Origin of the sequence: Pseudomonas sp. A-R-19 (assembly GCF_019956575.1) — a bacterium.
In the GTDB taxonomy this organism is placed as follows: Bacteria; Pseudomonadota; Gammaproteobacteria; order Pseudomonadales; family Pseudomonadaceae; genus Aquipseudomonas.
In genome coordinates this window covers 54,411-68,531 of record NZ_JAHBDR010000037.1, presented here as the reverse complement: position 1 = coordinate 68,531, position 14,121 = coordinate 54,411, and the positions used below count along the sequence as shown (strand labels likewise).

The following is a 14,121-nucleotide window of genomic DNA, read 5'->3' as shown; positions in this document are numbered from 1 at the left end:
GCCCGATGGGCTGATCACCCGAACTCAGGCAAACAACATGTCGGTATTGCTCAGCAAGGTCGTTTGGCCAAGTAGCGTGATATTGCCACCGTGAGCGCCATCGCCGGCGGTATCGAAAGTCACAACCAGCCCGTTGTCCTGCAGCGTTTGCGTCACAGCCTTGGTAGAAGCCGTCCAGCCGTAGATATACAGGGTGTCTTCACCTTGTTTGAAGTCCTGGATGGTGTCTGAGCCCGAGCCCGCGGTGAATACGAAGACGTCCCGGCCCTTGCCTCCAATCAGCAGGTCGTTGCCGGTGCCGCCGACAATGAAGTCGCCGCCGTTTCCTCCAACCAATACGTCGTTGCCATCTTGGCCGTACAGCGAGCAGCCCGCATCCGAGTGAGACTGGATGACGTTATTGCCACTGTTTACTCCAGACGTACTGCCAGCCAGTTCCGCGCCAAGCGTGCCGAGATAGAGGATTTTGTCTGCCGCGTTGCTACCGTGGATTTTTTCGGCATACCCCGAGCCAGGGTTGGTAGCCACGGTCGTCGTATTAAAGCCTTTGAGCGGGTCAGCGTTGAAAACAAATGTAGCGTCTTTGGCGGTGAGCAGCGTCGTACGGCCTTCGATCAACATCCCGCCATCAAAACGTGCGTCACCATCTATGTCATAGCGAAGATAGACGCCGTCCGAGGTCAGCTTCTGGTCGACCCGGAAGTTGAACTCTTTTTCCGAAATCTGCGTACGACCGGTACCGCCGGTACCGCTAACGCCGAGGAAAACCAGTTGGTCGGCACCTACGCCGAAACTGTCGATGGTGTCGTTGAAACCGTCGCCCTTCGAAAACGCGTACTGGTCTGCACCGTAACCGCCAGACATGTAGTCATCACCACTGCCGCCGACCAGAAGATCTGCCAATTGCCCGCCAATGAGGATGTCATTGCCCTCATTACCGTAAAGTTGGCCGCCGGAAAAGCGTAGCGCGAGCGTGTCATCGCCCGCTCCACCGATGAGCGTGGCGAACACTGGGCTAAGTGAACTGCCATCATATGAAATGAAGTCAGCGCTCGAAGTGCCGGTGATCGTGGCTCTCCCGTTGTTGGTGACGGCGTTGCTATCGGTAAAGTGCGTGGAGGTCAGATCGTTGATACCGCCGTCTACGGTATAGGTAAAGACTCCGCTCAGAGAGTTGGCAATGCTGGCCAGTAAGGTATCGCTCAGACTGTCGTTACTGGTATAGAGCTTATGCTCCGTAGTAATAATTTGCGCAGCGTAGAGATTAGCCAGACGCAAGGCTTCTGCGCCTGTCTCTGACCATCCGGATTCACTGGCATTATGAGGAATGAAATTTTCAATATCGTCTGCGTTCATCATGTCTTTGACACCGACACGCTCGCCCGTGCGAACGTCGGTGTAATAGACGTTATAGTCCGCGTCCTGAATTTCCCATTTGTTGGTAGTTGTATTAAAAATTTCGAGGTACGTATGTCCCTGAAAGAAACCCTGGGAGTCTGAATATGTCCAGATGGTGCGTTTTTGCAGGCCAAGTTCCGCACAGAGGCCGCTGAATACGTTAACCATATTGCCGCACAGAAGTTCTGCGCGTTCGGCAGTCGGGTCGCCGGTGACGGTTTTGTAAATTTGCTCGGCGGTATAGAAGGGGTCATTGCCGTGGGCAACCCACCAGGCGCCATCCGAGTGGGTTGTATTGGTGGCCAATAGTTCGCGGGCAACGTCTTGCAACAAAGCGCCAGTTGCAGCCGCTTCTTTCCGGACGATATCGGCGAGATAAGAAAAATAATTGATCAAAAGTGACTCCATATTGATTGGGTGGCCGCTCCCGATATCCAAATCGTTCTGCAAACGGCGTTGCTGGCCAAAATTTCACATATGTTACAGTTCTTTGGCCGGTATGTTAAAGAATCATTATCAGCTATAGCGGGATTATAAATCTTCAGAGCGCAAGGGCCAGCGCTGTTCGTCGTCTGCATGGCAACACCAGGATGATGGCGATTTCATTCTGCAGGCGCTGCTCAGGTGGTACACTCGCGCGCCCCGCAATCCCCGATCAACACATTAGGTTGTCAGTTCCGAGATGATACGCAGTACGCCCGAAAACAGCTTGCAAGTAGCCCTGAGGGCCTGCAGGAACAGTTTCATGTCGGTGGGTTTTTTCAGCCTGTTCATCAACGCACTGATGTTGGTCCCGACCTTCTACATGCTTCAGGTCTACGGACGGGTAGTCACGGGCGGCAGCCTGACGACGCTGGCCATGTTGACCATTATTCTGACCTTTCTGCTCGTGACGATGGGCCTGCTGGAGTGGGTACGCTCGCGGATCATGGTGCGTGTCAGCACCAGGCTCGACGTGTTGCTTGGCCGGGATGTCTACCGGGCCAGTTTCAAGCGGGCCTTGGACAGCGGTGGCCAGGACGCGTCCGCCCAGTCGCTGAGTGATCTGACCGGGCTGCGCCAGTTCATGTCCGGGAACGGTCTGTTCGCGTTTTTTGATGCGCCGTGGCTGCCGATCTATATTGCGGTGCTCTTCCTGTTTCACCCCTGGTACGGTTGGACGGCAATCGGTTGTGCGGTGATTTTGCTGGCGTTGGCCTATATCAATGAGCAATCCACGGGCAAAGTCCTGGCAGAGGCCAATAAAGAGAGCATTGGTGCGACGCTGCAAACCAACAAGAATTTGCGCAATGCCGAAGTGATCGAATCCATGGGCATGCTTGACTCCCTCATGTCGCGCTGGAGTCTGCGGCACAAGAAAGTGCTGCTGTTGCAATCACGAGCCAGTGACCGCAGCGGGATCATCACTTCGATATCAAAAACATTTCGCCTGCTTGTTCAATCACTGATTCTGGGTCTTGGCGCTTATCTGGCGGTCAGCCATGAGATCAACCCCGGCCTGGTGATTGCAGGTTCCGTGCTGTTAGGTCGAGCGCTGGCCCCTCTGGACTTGATGATCGGCAGCTGGAAAGGATTCATCTCTGCCCGTTCACAATACGCGCGTCTGAACAGCATTCTCGACCAGCAAAATGCCGAACCCGAGCGTATGCAATTGCCCGCTCCAATCGGTCATGTGACGGTGGAGAACCTCACCCTGGGTGCTCCCGGTGCAAAGACCTCTATCATCAAAGGCATCGGCTTCAACGCACCGGCAGGCGCAATGATCGGTGTCGTCGGTCCGAGCGCTTCGGGCAAGTCGACGCTCGCCAAGGCCCTGGTGGGCGTGTGGAAGCCACAGCATGGCGTAGTCCGTCTGGATACTGCCGATATTGCCAATTGGGACAAAAGCCAATTGGGGCCGCACCTCGGGTATTTGCCGCAGGACATTGAGTTGTTCGAAGGCACTATCAGCGACAACATCGCGCGTTTTGGTGTCGTAGATCCGGACAAAGTGGTGTTGGCGGCCAGGACCGCGAGTGTCCACGAAATGATTCTGATGCTGCCCAATGGCTACGACACGGTCATCGGCGAAGGCGGCATCAATCTATCGGGTGGGCAAAGGCAGCGTATCGGGTTGGCCCGGGCAATCTATGGCAGCCCGCGGCTTATCGTGCTGGATGAACCCAACGCTCACCTGGACGAGGTCGGCGAGCGAGCGCTGGCGTTGGCGTTGCAACAGATCAGGCTCACCGGGGCAACGGTTTTCGTGATCGCCCACCGGACTTCGATTCTGGCCCAACTCGACCGCTTGCTGGTGATGAACGCCGGCACGATCAGTTTGTATGGCCCGCGGGACCAGGTCCTTGCGCAACTCAATGCGCATCAATTGCCCGCCCAGCAAAAGCCTGGCGCACGGGCCGGCACAGACGTCGCTTCGACCGAAGTTTGACAGGAAGTTATCGATGAATCGCACGCTCACTACTCCTGCCGATACTTTCGCGGATCTGCCCACGTCCGACGGATCCGTACGCCGTAAAGGATTTCTCATTGTATTCGTGACGTTCGGCCTGTTTGGCGGATGGGCGGCGCTTGCTCCGCTCGACGGCGCGGCTTACGCGCCAGGCGTCGTTACCGTGCAAACGTATCGCAAGACGGTGCAGCATCTGGAGGGCGGCATCGTCAAGGACCTGCTCGCCCATGATGGCGATGTGGTGAAAAAAGGTGACCCGATCATCGTGCTCGATGACGCTCAATTGCGCTCCGAGTACGAGATGACCCGCAGCCAGCTAATCGCTGCCAGGACAATGGAGGCGCGCTTGCTTGCCGAGCGGGATGACCTGTCGACGATCGCGTTCCCTAATGATCTCAACTCCGACAGTCAGCGCAGTTCCGAGGCGCGTTACGGCGAGACTCAGGTGTTCAACGCACGGCGTAGCTCGCGACTTGGGCAGATCGCGGTACTGCAAGAGCGTATTGGTCAGTTGAATCAGCAAATCAAGGGAACCGACACCATGATCGGTACCAAGACCAACTTGCAGGAATCCTATAGCGGCGAAATTGCCGAATTGAAAGAATTGCTGGCCCAGGGTTTTGTCGACAAGCAGCGGATGCTGGAGCAGGCGCGCAAGTTGGACATGCTCAAGTCTGAAGTGGCGGATCACCGCTCGACAAACATCAAGACCCGGTTGCAGATCAACGAAACCCAGTTGCAGATCCTGCAGATCGACAAGGACTTTAACGCCGACGTTACCAAGCAGTTGGCAGAGACCCAGACCAAGGCCTACGACTTGCAGGAAAAAGCCTCGGCGCTGGAGGATCGCCTGAGCAGGGTGGTTATCCGCGCTCCGGAAGACGGGATGGTGATCGGCATGACGGTTCACACCATCGGTGGCGTTGTGCGCCCCGCAACCCCGTTACTGGATATCGTTCCATCGGTTTCCGATCTGGTGGTCGAGGCGCAGGTCTCGCCCAATGACATCGATCGAATCGCTATCGGCAAGTTGGCGGACATCCGCTTCAGCGCCTTCAACACGGCCACTACACCCGTCATCGAAGGTCGGGTGACGAGTGTGTCCGGCGACCGCTTGATCAATGAGAAAACCAGTGCGCCGTATTACCTGGCCCGGGTCAGCGTGACTCTGGAAGGGGCGCGCAAACTGGGTGATCGCAAGCTGTTGGCGGGCATGCCAGCGGACGTATTGATCAACACCGGAGAGCGCACCATGTTGCAGTACTTGATGCAGCCGGCACGTACCGTTATCGCCCAGTCGATGATCGAGGAGTGATTGTGCGTTTGTTTCCCTGCCTGGTGTTGGGTTCGATGGCATTGCCTGTCCACGCGACCGAAGCGCCCATCGCCCGCTCCTCCATCACGACACCGCCTACGGCTTCGGTCAGTAAACAGAATTACTCGGTTGACTTGATGCAGTTGTATCGCGAGTCACGCCTGGAAGATCCTCGGGTGCTCGCTTCTTACTCCAAGGCTCAATCCGGGGTCGAACAGCAAAACCAGGCATTTGGCAGTCTGTTGCCCTCGGTGACGGCTAACGCCGGTTTCAACCGGATCAAGCAGACCAACCTTCAGATCGACGAGGCCTTCAACAGCCGCAATTATTCGGTGGGGTTGACCCAGCCTTTGTATAACAAGGCTGCCTGGGAAAACTACCAGCACTTCAAAAGCCTGGCAAAGCAGGCGGACTCCGAATCAAAGGAGGCTCAGGCCGAGGCCACGGTGGATCTTGCGCAGCGTTACTTCGCTGCACTGGCTGCCGATGATGAACTTGAATTGGTGCAGGCCGAACGCAGGGCTACCCAGAAAAACCTCGACAGGGTCAGTGCGCTTTACAGCAAACAACTGGCGATGGTTACCGATCTGCTGGATCTACAGGCTCGAGTCGATTCGTTGGCTGCCCAGGAAGTCGATGCGCGTAACCAGTCCAGTCTGAGCCGTGTTGCGTTGTCGGAAATTATCGGACGGCCGGTCAAGGAGAAGCTGAGCCGTGTGCGTAATGACGTCGAATTGAGGGTGTCCGCCGAAAGCCTGGAGAGTTGGGTAAATTTGGCGATCGCTGATAATCCGGCAATCAAGGCCAGTGAAAACGCTCAGGAGGCTGCCGAGGCTGCCCTGCGCGCCGGTAAGGGCGGGCACTATCCTACGGTCAATCTGAACCTGAGCGCACAACAGACCAACGAGGGTTACAACAATTCGTTGGCGCCGCAGACCGACAGCTATGTCGCGGGTGTAGGGGTACAGATTCCGATCTATAGCGGTGGCGCGACGTCCGCGCGGGTAAGGCAGTTGTATCAGGATCAACTTACCGCGGAACAGCAATTGGTGGCGACACGTCGTCAGGTGGTCAAGGAAACGACTAACGCGTATTTGACTGCAGACTCAAGCGTGGAAAAGATTCATGCCAATCGCAATGCACTGGCGTCGGCCGAGCAGTCGCGCATTGCAGCAGAGAAGGCATTCACCTACGGCGTGGTCAATGCCGTGGATGTATTGACGGCGGTGCAGAACGAGTTCACGGCACGTCGCGATCTGCTCAAGACTCAGTACGACTTTATAACCAACCTGTTTATCCTGAATCGCTGGGCTGGAAAGTTGTCGCAAGAAAGCGTCGAGAACGTCAATGTCTGGTTGAGTGGGAATGATCAAGCGATCACTCCACCAGAGACGCTGCGCAAATAAGTTGTCGGTCGTTAACCATTTTTTGTGTATCGCGTATTCGACTAGTTGGGTCGTTTAACAAGCGATGTTGGTTTTTGAGGCGATAAAGGCAGGCACTGAAGCGATAGCTCAAGTTTGGCTGCGCTTGCAGAGCAAGCGCAGCTATCGACAATTAACGACGAGATGTATGCATTGAAAGCAGGGCGCGACGAAGAATCGCGACACCCACGCCGAGAATGAATCCAAAGATCAGACCAAATCCAACGATCAGGGCTTTCTTCGGTTTTATAGGCGCTTGAGGTGCTGTCGCATCTTTATCAACTTGAACCAGGTTGAATTGATCGAAGTTTACACTCAGCTGTTTCAGGTGAGTCAACTCTCCGCTAATATCTGCAAACTCCTTGAGAAACAACTCAGGATGATCCCGCTCCTTGAGCAGTGCCGCTTCACGGTTTGTAGCCAGCAGGCTGAGTTCTTTTTGAATATCATCAATGCGCGGCTCGGTGAAGTCATCGGAAGTACGAGCTACCAAGGTGGCGCGTTCTGCTTCCAGTGCCGCCTGTCCCAGGAAGTACAGCGGTATTTTCTGATTGTTGACTTCCGTGCGGATCATGTTGCCCTGATGTGCCTGCTCTCCATCTCCCAGCGCCGAGGGCGTGGTGGGTTTTACAATGCCGAGTTTCTTGGCGATGACGATGGCTTCATCAAGCTCTTTGATGCGGTTTTGTCTGCGGCTTTGCAGTTGTTGACGCAGTGCTTTGAGTTCGTCTTGAAGTGTTTGTTTCTTTAACTTGTCTTTTTCCAGCAAGTGGGCAATTTTTGAGTCTTTTTCCGCCTCATAGACGGATTTTTTTGACTCCAGCTTCTTTTCTACGTTGTCGATACGGTTGGCAACCAGTGTTTTCAGGTTCGCGGCAGCTTTTTCTTTTTCGACTTTAACGACGAAGTCGGTAAAGGCTTTCAAGATGCCTACACCATCTACACCCTGAGGGTATCTGAGACTAAGGCCAACGGCTTCGGTAAGGCTGGAGCTTTTTTTAGGGTCGATTTTTTCAAGCGAAAATGCTTTTTCGTTGAACTTCTCGAATGTTTCTTCAATGGATTGCCCAGGTGCCTGCAATGGTGCAAGGAACTGTGGGTTGGCCTGGAAGAACTTCAGGCGGACATCATAAGACTGCATTGACGAGCCGATGTTATTCAGTGCGTCATTTGGCAGGATTTTGTAAAGTCCGGACTCATTTAGCTCGTCCAGGTCGGCCAGTGGCACAGGTCGAACAGTAGTTTCAACTTCATATTCCGGTGTTGCCAATAGGGCATAAGCAATAGAGGCAGTAACAGTCAGTGCAGTAAACAGTAAAACAATCGCCCGTTGGCTCCAGAGGCTACCAATAAGCTCCTTTACTTCAGCAACTTCGTGTCCGGGGGTATTAATTGTATTTACTGGAATGTTCATCACGCGCTCTGAAAGTTTGGACAGACGCTCCAAAGTGTATCTGGAAAATAATCGTCATCCAGGTTGGAAAAATTTACATCTGGTTAAATTTTTTTGGATTTTCCTGCATTTGATACCAAACAGCAAGGGTGAGAAAGGCTCGCAGATACGAGCGCAGGCGGATCAGGCGTCGCTTCGATACCTTCAGGGACGGGTTCGAAGCATGCGACTCCTGTCCCTCGGTTACCGTTGAAAGCGCTCTGTTCATCCACCCCATCCCTTATCGGTCGGCCCGCAATACCGTTCACTCCATCGCCTGGGCTCGGTGCTGTTTCGTGTTCGTTCAGGGTCTACTCTCATTCTGGCCGGGCCACCGAGGAGAGCCGACCGTTTCTCGGGAAAAATAAATTACGTCTATCATGTTTTATTTGAATTATGACTATAATAAAAACCGCTTGCGCCGAAGTGCTTTGGCGTCAGGCGTCTTTCAGCATCCTTCAGGAGCACCGTCATGAATTCAGTTCAGTCCCAAGGTACGGCCCTCGTCACCGGCGCTTCTTCCGGTATCGGGGCGGTTTACGCTGAGCGGTTGGCAGCCCGTGGTTTTGATTTGTTGCTGGTGGCTCGCGATGAGCAGCGACTGGAAGCGGCGGCGAGCAAGCTACGCTCGGAATATGGGGTCAAGGTTGAAGTGCTGAAGGCGGATCTGACCCAAAAAGCCGACGTGCTGCAGCTCGAGCAGCGGCTGCGCAGCGATTCAAGTATCAGTCTGTTGCTCAACAACGCCGGCATAGCGGCGGACGGGTTATTGGCCAATGCCGATACCGATCAGATGGAGCGAATGATTCAGTTGAACATCACCGCTGTCACGCGGTTGGCCTCGGCGGCTGCAGCCAGTTTTACCAAGGCCGGGCGCGGCACGATTATCAATATTGCATCGGTGGTGGCATTGTTTCCCGAGCGTTTCAACGCGACTTACAGCGCCAGCAAGGCCTATGTGTTGAGCCTGACTCAATCGATGAACGCCGAACTGGATGGCACCGGGGTGAAGATCCAGGCGGTGCTGCCCGGCGTGACGCGAACCGAGATCTGGGAGCGCTCAGGCATCGATGCGTCGCAGATTCCCGCGGACATGGTGATGGAGGCGGGTGAGATGGTCGATGCTGCATTGTCGGGGCTTGATCAGGGTGAATTGATCACCATTCCTTCGTTGCCCGATGCGGCGGATTGGGATGCGTTCGTGGCGGCGCGCCTTGTGATGGCGCCTAACCTTTCCAAAAGCAAAGCCGCTGACCGTTATCGGTAAGCGCCATCAATTGGCTTGAGGTGTGTGTGGTATGAAAGATCGTCGTGTGGTTGTAACGGGCATGGGCCTGGTGTCGCCGCTGGGCAGCGGTGTTGAGGTTGTCTGGGAGCGGCTGCTGGCCGGGCGTTCCGGGCTGCGCAATCTGCCGGATGAGGTGGTTGCCGATCTGCCGGCCAAGGTCGGCGGTGCGGTGCCGACGCTGGCTGATGATCCGCAGGCGGGTTTCGACCCCGATCGGGCAACCCCGCCCAAGGAACAGAAGAAGATGGACCGCTTCATCCTGTTCGCCATGGAGGCCGCACGTCAGGCACTGGAGCAAGCCGGCTGGCAAGCGCTGGACGCCAATGCCCAGGAGCGCACGGCTACCATCATCGGTTCCGGCGTGGGTGGTTTCGGCGCGATTGCCGACGCGGTGCGTACCACCGATAGCCGTGGCCCGAGACGTTTGTCTCCATTCACTATTCCTTCATTTCTGGTCAATCTTGCGGCAGGTCATGTGTCGATCCAGCATGGCTTCAAGGGGCCTCTAGGCGCGCCGGTCACGGCATGCGCTGCCGGGGTTCAGGCGATTGGCGACGCGGCGCGGCTGATTCGCGTCGGTGAGGCGGATATCGCGGTGTGCGGTGGTGCGGAAGCGGCGATCGATCGGGTCAGCCTTGCCGGGTTCGCGGCGGCTCGCGCCTTGTCCAGCGGCTACAACGAAACGCCCGAGCGCGCTTCGCGACCTTTCGACAGCGGCCGCGACGGTTTTGTCATGGGGGAAGGGGCCGGGCTGCTGGTCATCGAGTCTCTGGACCATGCGCTGGCTCGCGGCGCTCAACCACTGGCGGAGCTGGTCGGCTACGGCACCAGCGCCGATGCCTATCACCTGACCGCCGGCCCGGAGGATGGCAGCGGTGCGCGGCGAGCGATGTCGTTGGCATTGGCGCAGGCCGGTGTTTCACCGGCTCAGGTCCAGCATCTGAATGCTCATGCAACCTCGACTCCGGTGGGGGATCTGGGGGAGCTGGCGGCGATCAAGGCATTGTTCGGCGCGCAAAATGGTATCGCTGTGACTTCGACCAAGTCGGCGACCGGGCATTTGCTCGGTGCAGCGGGTGGACTTGAAGCGATCTTTACGCTGCTGGCGATCCGCGACCAGATCGTGCCGGCGACGCTCAATTTCGAGAACCCGGACCCTGCCTCTGAAGGTGTCGACATCGTTCATGGTAGCGCGCGGCCGATGGCCATCGAATACGCGTTGTCCAACGGCTTCGGATTTGGCGGGGTCAATGCCAGTGTGCTGTTCAAGCGTTGGCAGGGTTAATCCTGTGAGTGTTTGAGATGTTCGCGTGCGACGTCGAGAATCCTTTGGGCAAATTCGGCGTCTGCAACGCTGCGCGATAACAGCAAGGCGCCGACCAGCGTCGACATGATGACGATGCTGCGGTTTGGGGTGCCTTCGCCGTCAAGGGTGTTGCGGATCTGATCGAGTCGCGCCTGGAGCACGACGTCGCTGGTTGGGCTCGGTTGACCACGCAGGCCCAGTTCCGAGGAAATGGTTGGCAGCGGACAGCCTTCGTGGGGGGAGGTTTGATGCCATTCGGACAGATAGGTGTCGATGAAGGTTTCGAGTGGGTGTTCCTCGGCGAAGATTTGCGCGCACAACCCGTCGACTTGTACGCCAGCCTCTTGCAAGGCTTTTTCTACCAGTTCGTCTTTGGACTTGAAGTGCGAATAAAAGCCACCGTGGGTCAAGCCCAGCGCTTTCATCAGGGGTTGCAGCCCGGTCGCGCCGATACCGTCGCGTCGAAATCGCGCTGAAGCTTCCTTGATAATGCGTTGGTGGGTCTGGGCTTTATGGTCCTGCGAGTAACGCATCAGATATCTCCGCATCAATGCGGCCCATATTAACCAATGAAAATTGCATGGTGACTGTACTTCTACTTCTAAAGAACATGCAGATGCTTCGATATCGGTACAAAGCCGCATGATTTCAGGCAGTTTTCACGCAAAAAATAAACCCCGCCGTTGCAGGCGGGGTTTTCATTCAGCGGTCCTGCGCTTCCTTGGCGTCCATTTCCGCATTGCGTTCGGCGACGCGCTTACGTTGCTCTTCGGTCAGTTCGACCTTGTTGGCGGTGTCGCGCAGCATCATCAGACCACCAACGATCGAGCCGATGGCAACGACCAGAATCAACCAGGCATACCAGGGCATAGGACTCTCCTTGAAAAGCAGGCGGTTCGGCGAGGGTTCGCCAACCGATCGTGCATACCACTTTGAGTGATGGGGTTTTATCGCAGTTCCATCGCTATCACCCTCATTCTATGCCTGTTGTTCAAGGTTCACTCGAGCGCTTTCAAAGTCCGGTCAGCATCGCATCCGCCGGTGCGTCGGCGCGCAATTGCGCGGTGAGCGTGAAGTACACGAAACCAGCCGCCATGAAGCCCAGGAAGATCAGGCCGATCAAGGTGTTGAACCAGGCCATCGCAATCAGGCACACCACCGCCAGCATCAATGCAATGAACGGCACCAGCGGGTAGCAGGGGGCGCGGAAGGTGCGCTCCAGGTTTGGCTCGGTTTTACGCAGTTTGAACAGGCTGAGCATGCTCATGATGTACATCACGATGGCGCCGAACACGGCCATGGTGATCATCGCGGCGGTCAGCGTCATGCCGCCGAGGTTGATCAGGCCGTCGCTGTAGATGGCAGCGATGCCGATGACACCGCCGGCGATGATCGCCCGGTGCGGGGTTTGAAAACGCGACAATCTGGCCAGGGACGCCGGCAGGTAACCGGCCCGGGCGAGGGCGAAGAACTGCCGCGAGTAGCCGAGGATGATCCCGTGGAAACTCGCTACCAGGCCGAACAGGCCGATCCACACCAGCATGTGCAGCCAGCCCGAGCTTTCGCCTACCACGGTCTTCATCGCTTGCGGCAGCGGGTCGTTGATGTTCGACAGGGTGCGCCAGTCGCCGACGCCACCGGCGAAAAACATCACACCCATCGCCAGCAACACCAGGGTCAAGATACCGCTGATGTAGGCCTTGGGAATCGTGCGTTTCGGGTCCTTGGCTTCTTCGGCGGCCATGGCTGCGCCTTCAATGGCGAGGAAGAACCAGATGGCAAAGGGGATCGCCGCGAACATCCCGGCAATCGCCGGAGCACCGAACACGTCGGAGCCGGCCCAGCCATTGAGCGCGAAGTTGCTGAAGCTGAAGGCCGGAGCGACCACGCCCATGAACACCAGCAATTCAGCGACCGCCAACACGCAGACCACCAGCTCGAAGGTCGCCGCCAGTTTCACGCCGAGGATGTTGAGGCCCATGAACACGATGTAGGCACCGACTGCCGCGTGTTTCGGGTCCAGGGCTGGAAACTGGACATTGAGGTAGGCACCGATGGCCAGGGCAATCGCGGGTGGAGCGAAGACGAATTCGATCAAGGTCGCCAACCCGGCGATCAATCCGCCTTTTTCGCCAAAGGCTCGACGGCTGTAGGCAAAGGGGCCACCGGCGTGAGGAATGGCGGTGGTCAGTTCGGTGAAACTGAAGATGAAACAGGTGTACATGGTGGCGACCATGAACGAGGTCACCAGGAAGCCCAAAGTCCCGGCCACGCCCCAGCCATAACTCCAGCCGAAATACTCCCCGGAAATCACCAGCCCGACCGCGATGCCCCACAGATGCAATGTGCCCAGCGTGGGTTTGAGTTGTGTGTTCATGCGATTGCTCCCTGAGTGGTTTGGAAAGCTCAGGGGAGGGCTGTGCAGCGGACGTGCCATTTTGCGATAGTACGTCGTAATGGCTGGAAAGCTGTCGTATCGGGGATGTTCGCTACTGGATGCGCGAACTTTGTGCGTCAGTCAGGGGCGCCGTTGCGGCAAGTGCCGCTTTCGCGAGCAAATCCGCATGCCCGCTACCCGACACCGGTGCGGGCAGCGGTTGGTGCTCAGGATTGTTCAGTCAGGCATTCGCGCAGCGCTGTTTGCCAGTCCGGTTGGCTGACGCCCCAGTCGCGCTGCAAGCGACTGCAATCGAGTCGCGAGTTGAGCGGCCTGGCGGCGGGAGTGGGGTAGTCGCTGGACGGGATCGCAAACAGGTCGGCGCAAGGCTTGCCCTGTTGTCGCAGCGCTTCGCCGATCGCCTGGGCGAAGCCAAACCAGGAGGTCTCACCTTGCGCGCTCAGGTGATAAGTACCCCAGTTGGCCACTTCGTTCGCCTGCCAGTGTTCAATCAAGGCCAGGGTGCTGTTGGCGATTGTGCCGGCCCAGGTAGGTGCGCCGATTTGATCGGCGACTACACGTAACTCCGCTTTCTCTTGCAGCAAACGTTGCATCGTCAGCAGAAAATTGCGGCCATGGGTTGAATAGACCCAACTGGTACGCAGGATCAGGTGTTTACCTTGCACGTCCCTGACGGCCTGCTCACCGGCCAGCTTGCTCTTGCCATACACCCCGAGCGGGTTGGGTGTGTCGTCCTCGTTGTAAGGCGCGGCTTTGGTCCCGTCGAACACATAGTCCGTGGAGTAATGGATCAACGGAATGTCGAGAGCCAGCGCTTCTTCGGCAAGAATACCGGGAGCTACGGCGTTAATGGCAAACGCTGATTGCGGCTCGCTTTCTGCCAGATCAACCGCCGTATGGGCCGCGGCGTTGATGATCAGATCAGGCCGGACGGTTTGCACCTGGCGCCGGATCTGATCGGGTTGCGCGAGATCGAGTTGGTCGCGACCCAATACGATCAGTTCGCCGACCGCCCCCAGTCGCCGTTGCAATTCATGTGAAACCTGACCGTGCCGGCCATTGATGAGTATTTTCACCGGAACAGTCCAGTCTCGTTACCAGGCAAACCGGG

Annotated in this window: 11 protein-coding genes; 5 read left to right on the top strand and 6 right to left on the bottom strand. The window is 56.8% G+C overall.

Going from position 1 to position 14,121, the window contains the following annotated elements; translation table 11 throughout:
* Positions 1-24: 24 nt before the first annotated feature.
* Positions 25-1,794, bottom strand: a complete 1,770-nt coding sequence (locus tag KGA88_RS31395) for a calcium-binding protein (RefSeq protein ID WP_263296018.1) — start codon at positions 1,792-1,794, stop codon at positions 25-27.
* 289 nt (positions 1,795-2,083) lie between these two features.
* On the opposite strand from KGA88_RS31395, the gene KGA88_RS05995 reads away from it, so the two are divergent.
* The 3 genes from KGA88_RS05995 to KGA88_RS05985 are packed head-to-tail and all read left to right on the top strand — an operon-like array spanning position 2,084 to position 6,568.
* Positions 2,084-3,826, top strand: coding sequence for a type I secretion system permease/ATPase (locus KGA88_RS05995; RefSeq protein WP_223589627.1), 1,743 nt, complete (start codon positions 2,084-2,086; stop codon positions 3,824-3,826).
* A gap of 13 nt (positions 3,827-3,839) precedes the next feature.
* Complete coding sequence (locus KGA88_RS05990) at positions 3,840-5,162, top strand: HlyD family type I secretion periplasmic adaptor subunit (RefSeq protein WP_223589596.1); 1,323 nt, start codon at positions 3,840-3,842, stop codon at positions 5,160-5,162.
* A gap of 35 nt (positions 5,163-5,197) precedes the next feature.
* Entirely contained in the window at positions 5,198-6,568 is a 1,371-nt protein-coding gene (locus tag KGA88_RS05985; RefSeq protein WP_223589624.1) for a TolC family outer membrane protein, read from the top strand.
* A gap of 151 nt (positions 6,569-6,719) precedes the next feature.
* Here the strand turns inward: KGA88_RS05985 and KGA88_RS05980 are convergent, their stop codons facing one another.
* A complete protein-coding gene (locus KGA88_RS05980) occupies positions 6,720-8,000 on the bottom strand; it encodes a Wzz/FepE/Etk N-terminal domain-containing protein (protein WP_223589594.1) in 1,281 nt (426 codons plus the stop codon).
* A 490-nt stretch (positions 8,001-8,490) separates the two neighbouring features.
* On the opposite strand from KGA88_RS05980, the gene KGA88_RS05975 reads away from it, so the two are divergent.
* Positions 8,491-9,285, top strand: coding sequence for an SDR family NAD(P)-dependent oxidoreductase (locus KGA88_RS05975; RefSeq protein WP_223589591.1), 795 nt, complete (start codon positions 8,491-8,493; stop codon positions 9,283-9,285).
* A gap of 31 nt (positions 9,286-9,316) precedes the next feature.
* The gene (fabF, locus tag KGA88_RS05970; RefSeq protein ID WP_223589588.1) at positions 9,317-10,591 is read left to right on the top strand and encodes a beta-ketoacyl-ACP synthase II; all 1,275 of its coding nucleotides are present in this window, start codon (positions 9,317-9,319) and stop codon (positions 10,589-10,591) included.
* Here fabF and KGA88_RS05965 read toward each other — a convergent pair.
* The 4 genes from KGA88_RS05965 to rfbD form a co-directional block, all read right to left on the bottom strand.
* Entirely contained in the window at positions 10,588-11,145 is a 558-nt protein-coding gene (locus KGA88_RS05965; protein WP_223589586.1) for a TetR/AcrR family transcriptional regulator, read from the bottom strand. The genes fabF and KGA88_RS05965 overlap by 4 nt on opposite strands.
* A gap of 169 nt (positions 11,146-11,314) precedes the next feature.
* On the bottom strand, positions 11,315-11,482 hold the full coding sequence (locus KGA88_RS05960) for a DUF2897 family protein (protein WP_079246726.1): 168 nt from the start codon (positions 11,480-11,482) through the stop codon (positions 11,315-11,317).
* Between the two features lie 142 nt (positions 11,483-11,624).
* Entirely contained in the window at positions 11,625-12,989 is a 1,365-nt protein-coding gene (eat, locus tag KGA88_RS05955) for an ethanolamine permease (protein WP_223589584.1), read from the bottom strand.
* Between the two features lie 227 nt (positions 12,990-13,216).
* Positions 13,217-14,086 carry a dTDP-4-dehydrorhamnose reductase gene (gene rfbD / locus KGA88_RS05950; RefSeq protein WP_223589582.1) on the bottom strand — a complete coding sequence of 290 codons (870 nt, stop codon included), beginning with the start codon at positions 14,084-14,086 and terminating at the stop codon, positions 13,217-13,219.
* Positions 14,087-14,121: the final 35 nt, after the last annotated feature.

Bases quoted from the DNA above. Each gene is read 5' to 3' on its own strand.
- fabF (WP_223589588.1), top strand. From the start codon at position 9,317: ATGAAAGATCGTCGTGTGGTTGTAACGGGCATGGGCCTGGTGTCGCCG.
- KGA88_RS05980 (WP_223589594.1), bottom strand. From the start codon at position 8,000: ATGAACATTCCAGTAAATACAATTAATACCCCCGGACACGAAGTTGCT.
- KGA88_RS05975 (WP_223589591.1), top strand. From the start codon at position 8,491: ATGAATTCAGTTCAGTCCCAAGGTACGGCCCTCGTCACCGGCGCTTCT.
- eat (WP_223589584.1), bottom strand. From the start codon at position 12,989: ATGAACACACAACTCAAACCCACGCTGGGCACATTGCATCTGTGGGGC.
- KGA88_RS05990 (WP_223589596.1), top strand. From the start codon at position 3,840: ATGAATCGCACGCTCACTACTCCTGCCGATACTTTCGCGGATCTGCCC.
- KGA88_RS05985 (WP_223589624.1), top strand. From the start codon at position 5,198: ATGGCATTGCCTGTCCACGCGACCGAAGCGCCCATCGCCCGCTCCTCC.
- KGA88_RS05965 (WP_223589586.1), bottom strand. From the start codon at position 11,145: ATGCGTTACTCGCAGGACCATAAAGCCCAGACCCACCAACGCATTATC.
- KGA88_RS05960 (WP_079246726.1), bottom strand. From the start codon at position 11,482: ATGCCCTGGTATGCCTGGTTGATTCTGGTCGTTGCCATCGGCTCGATC.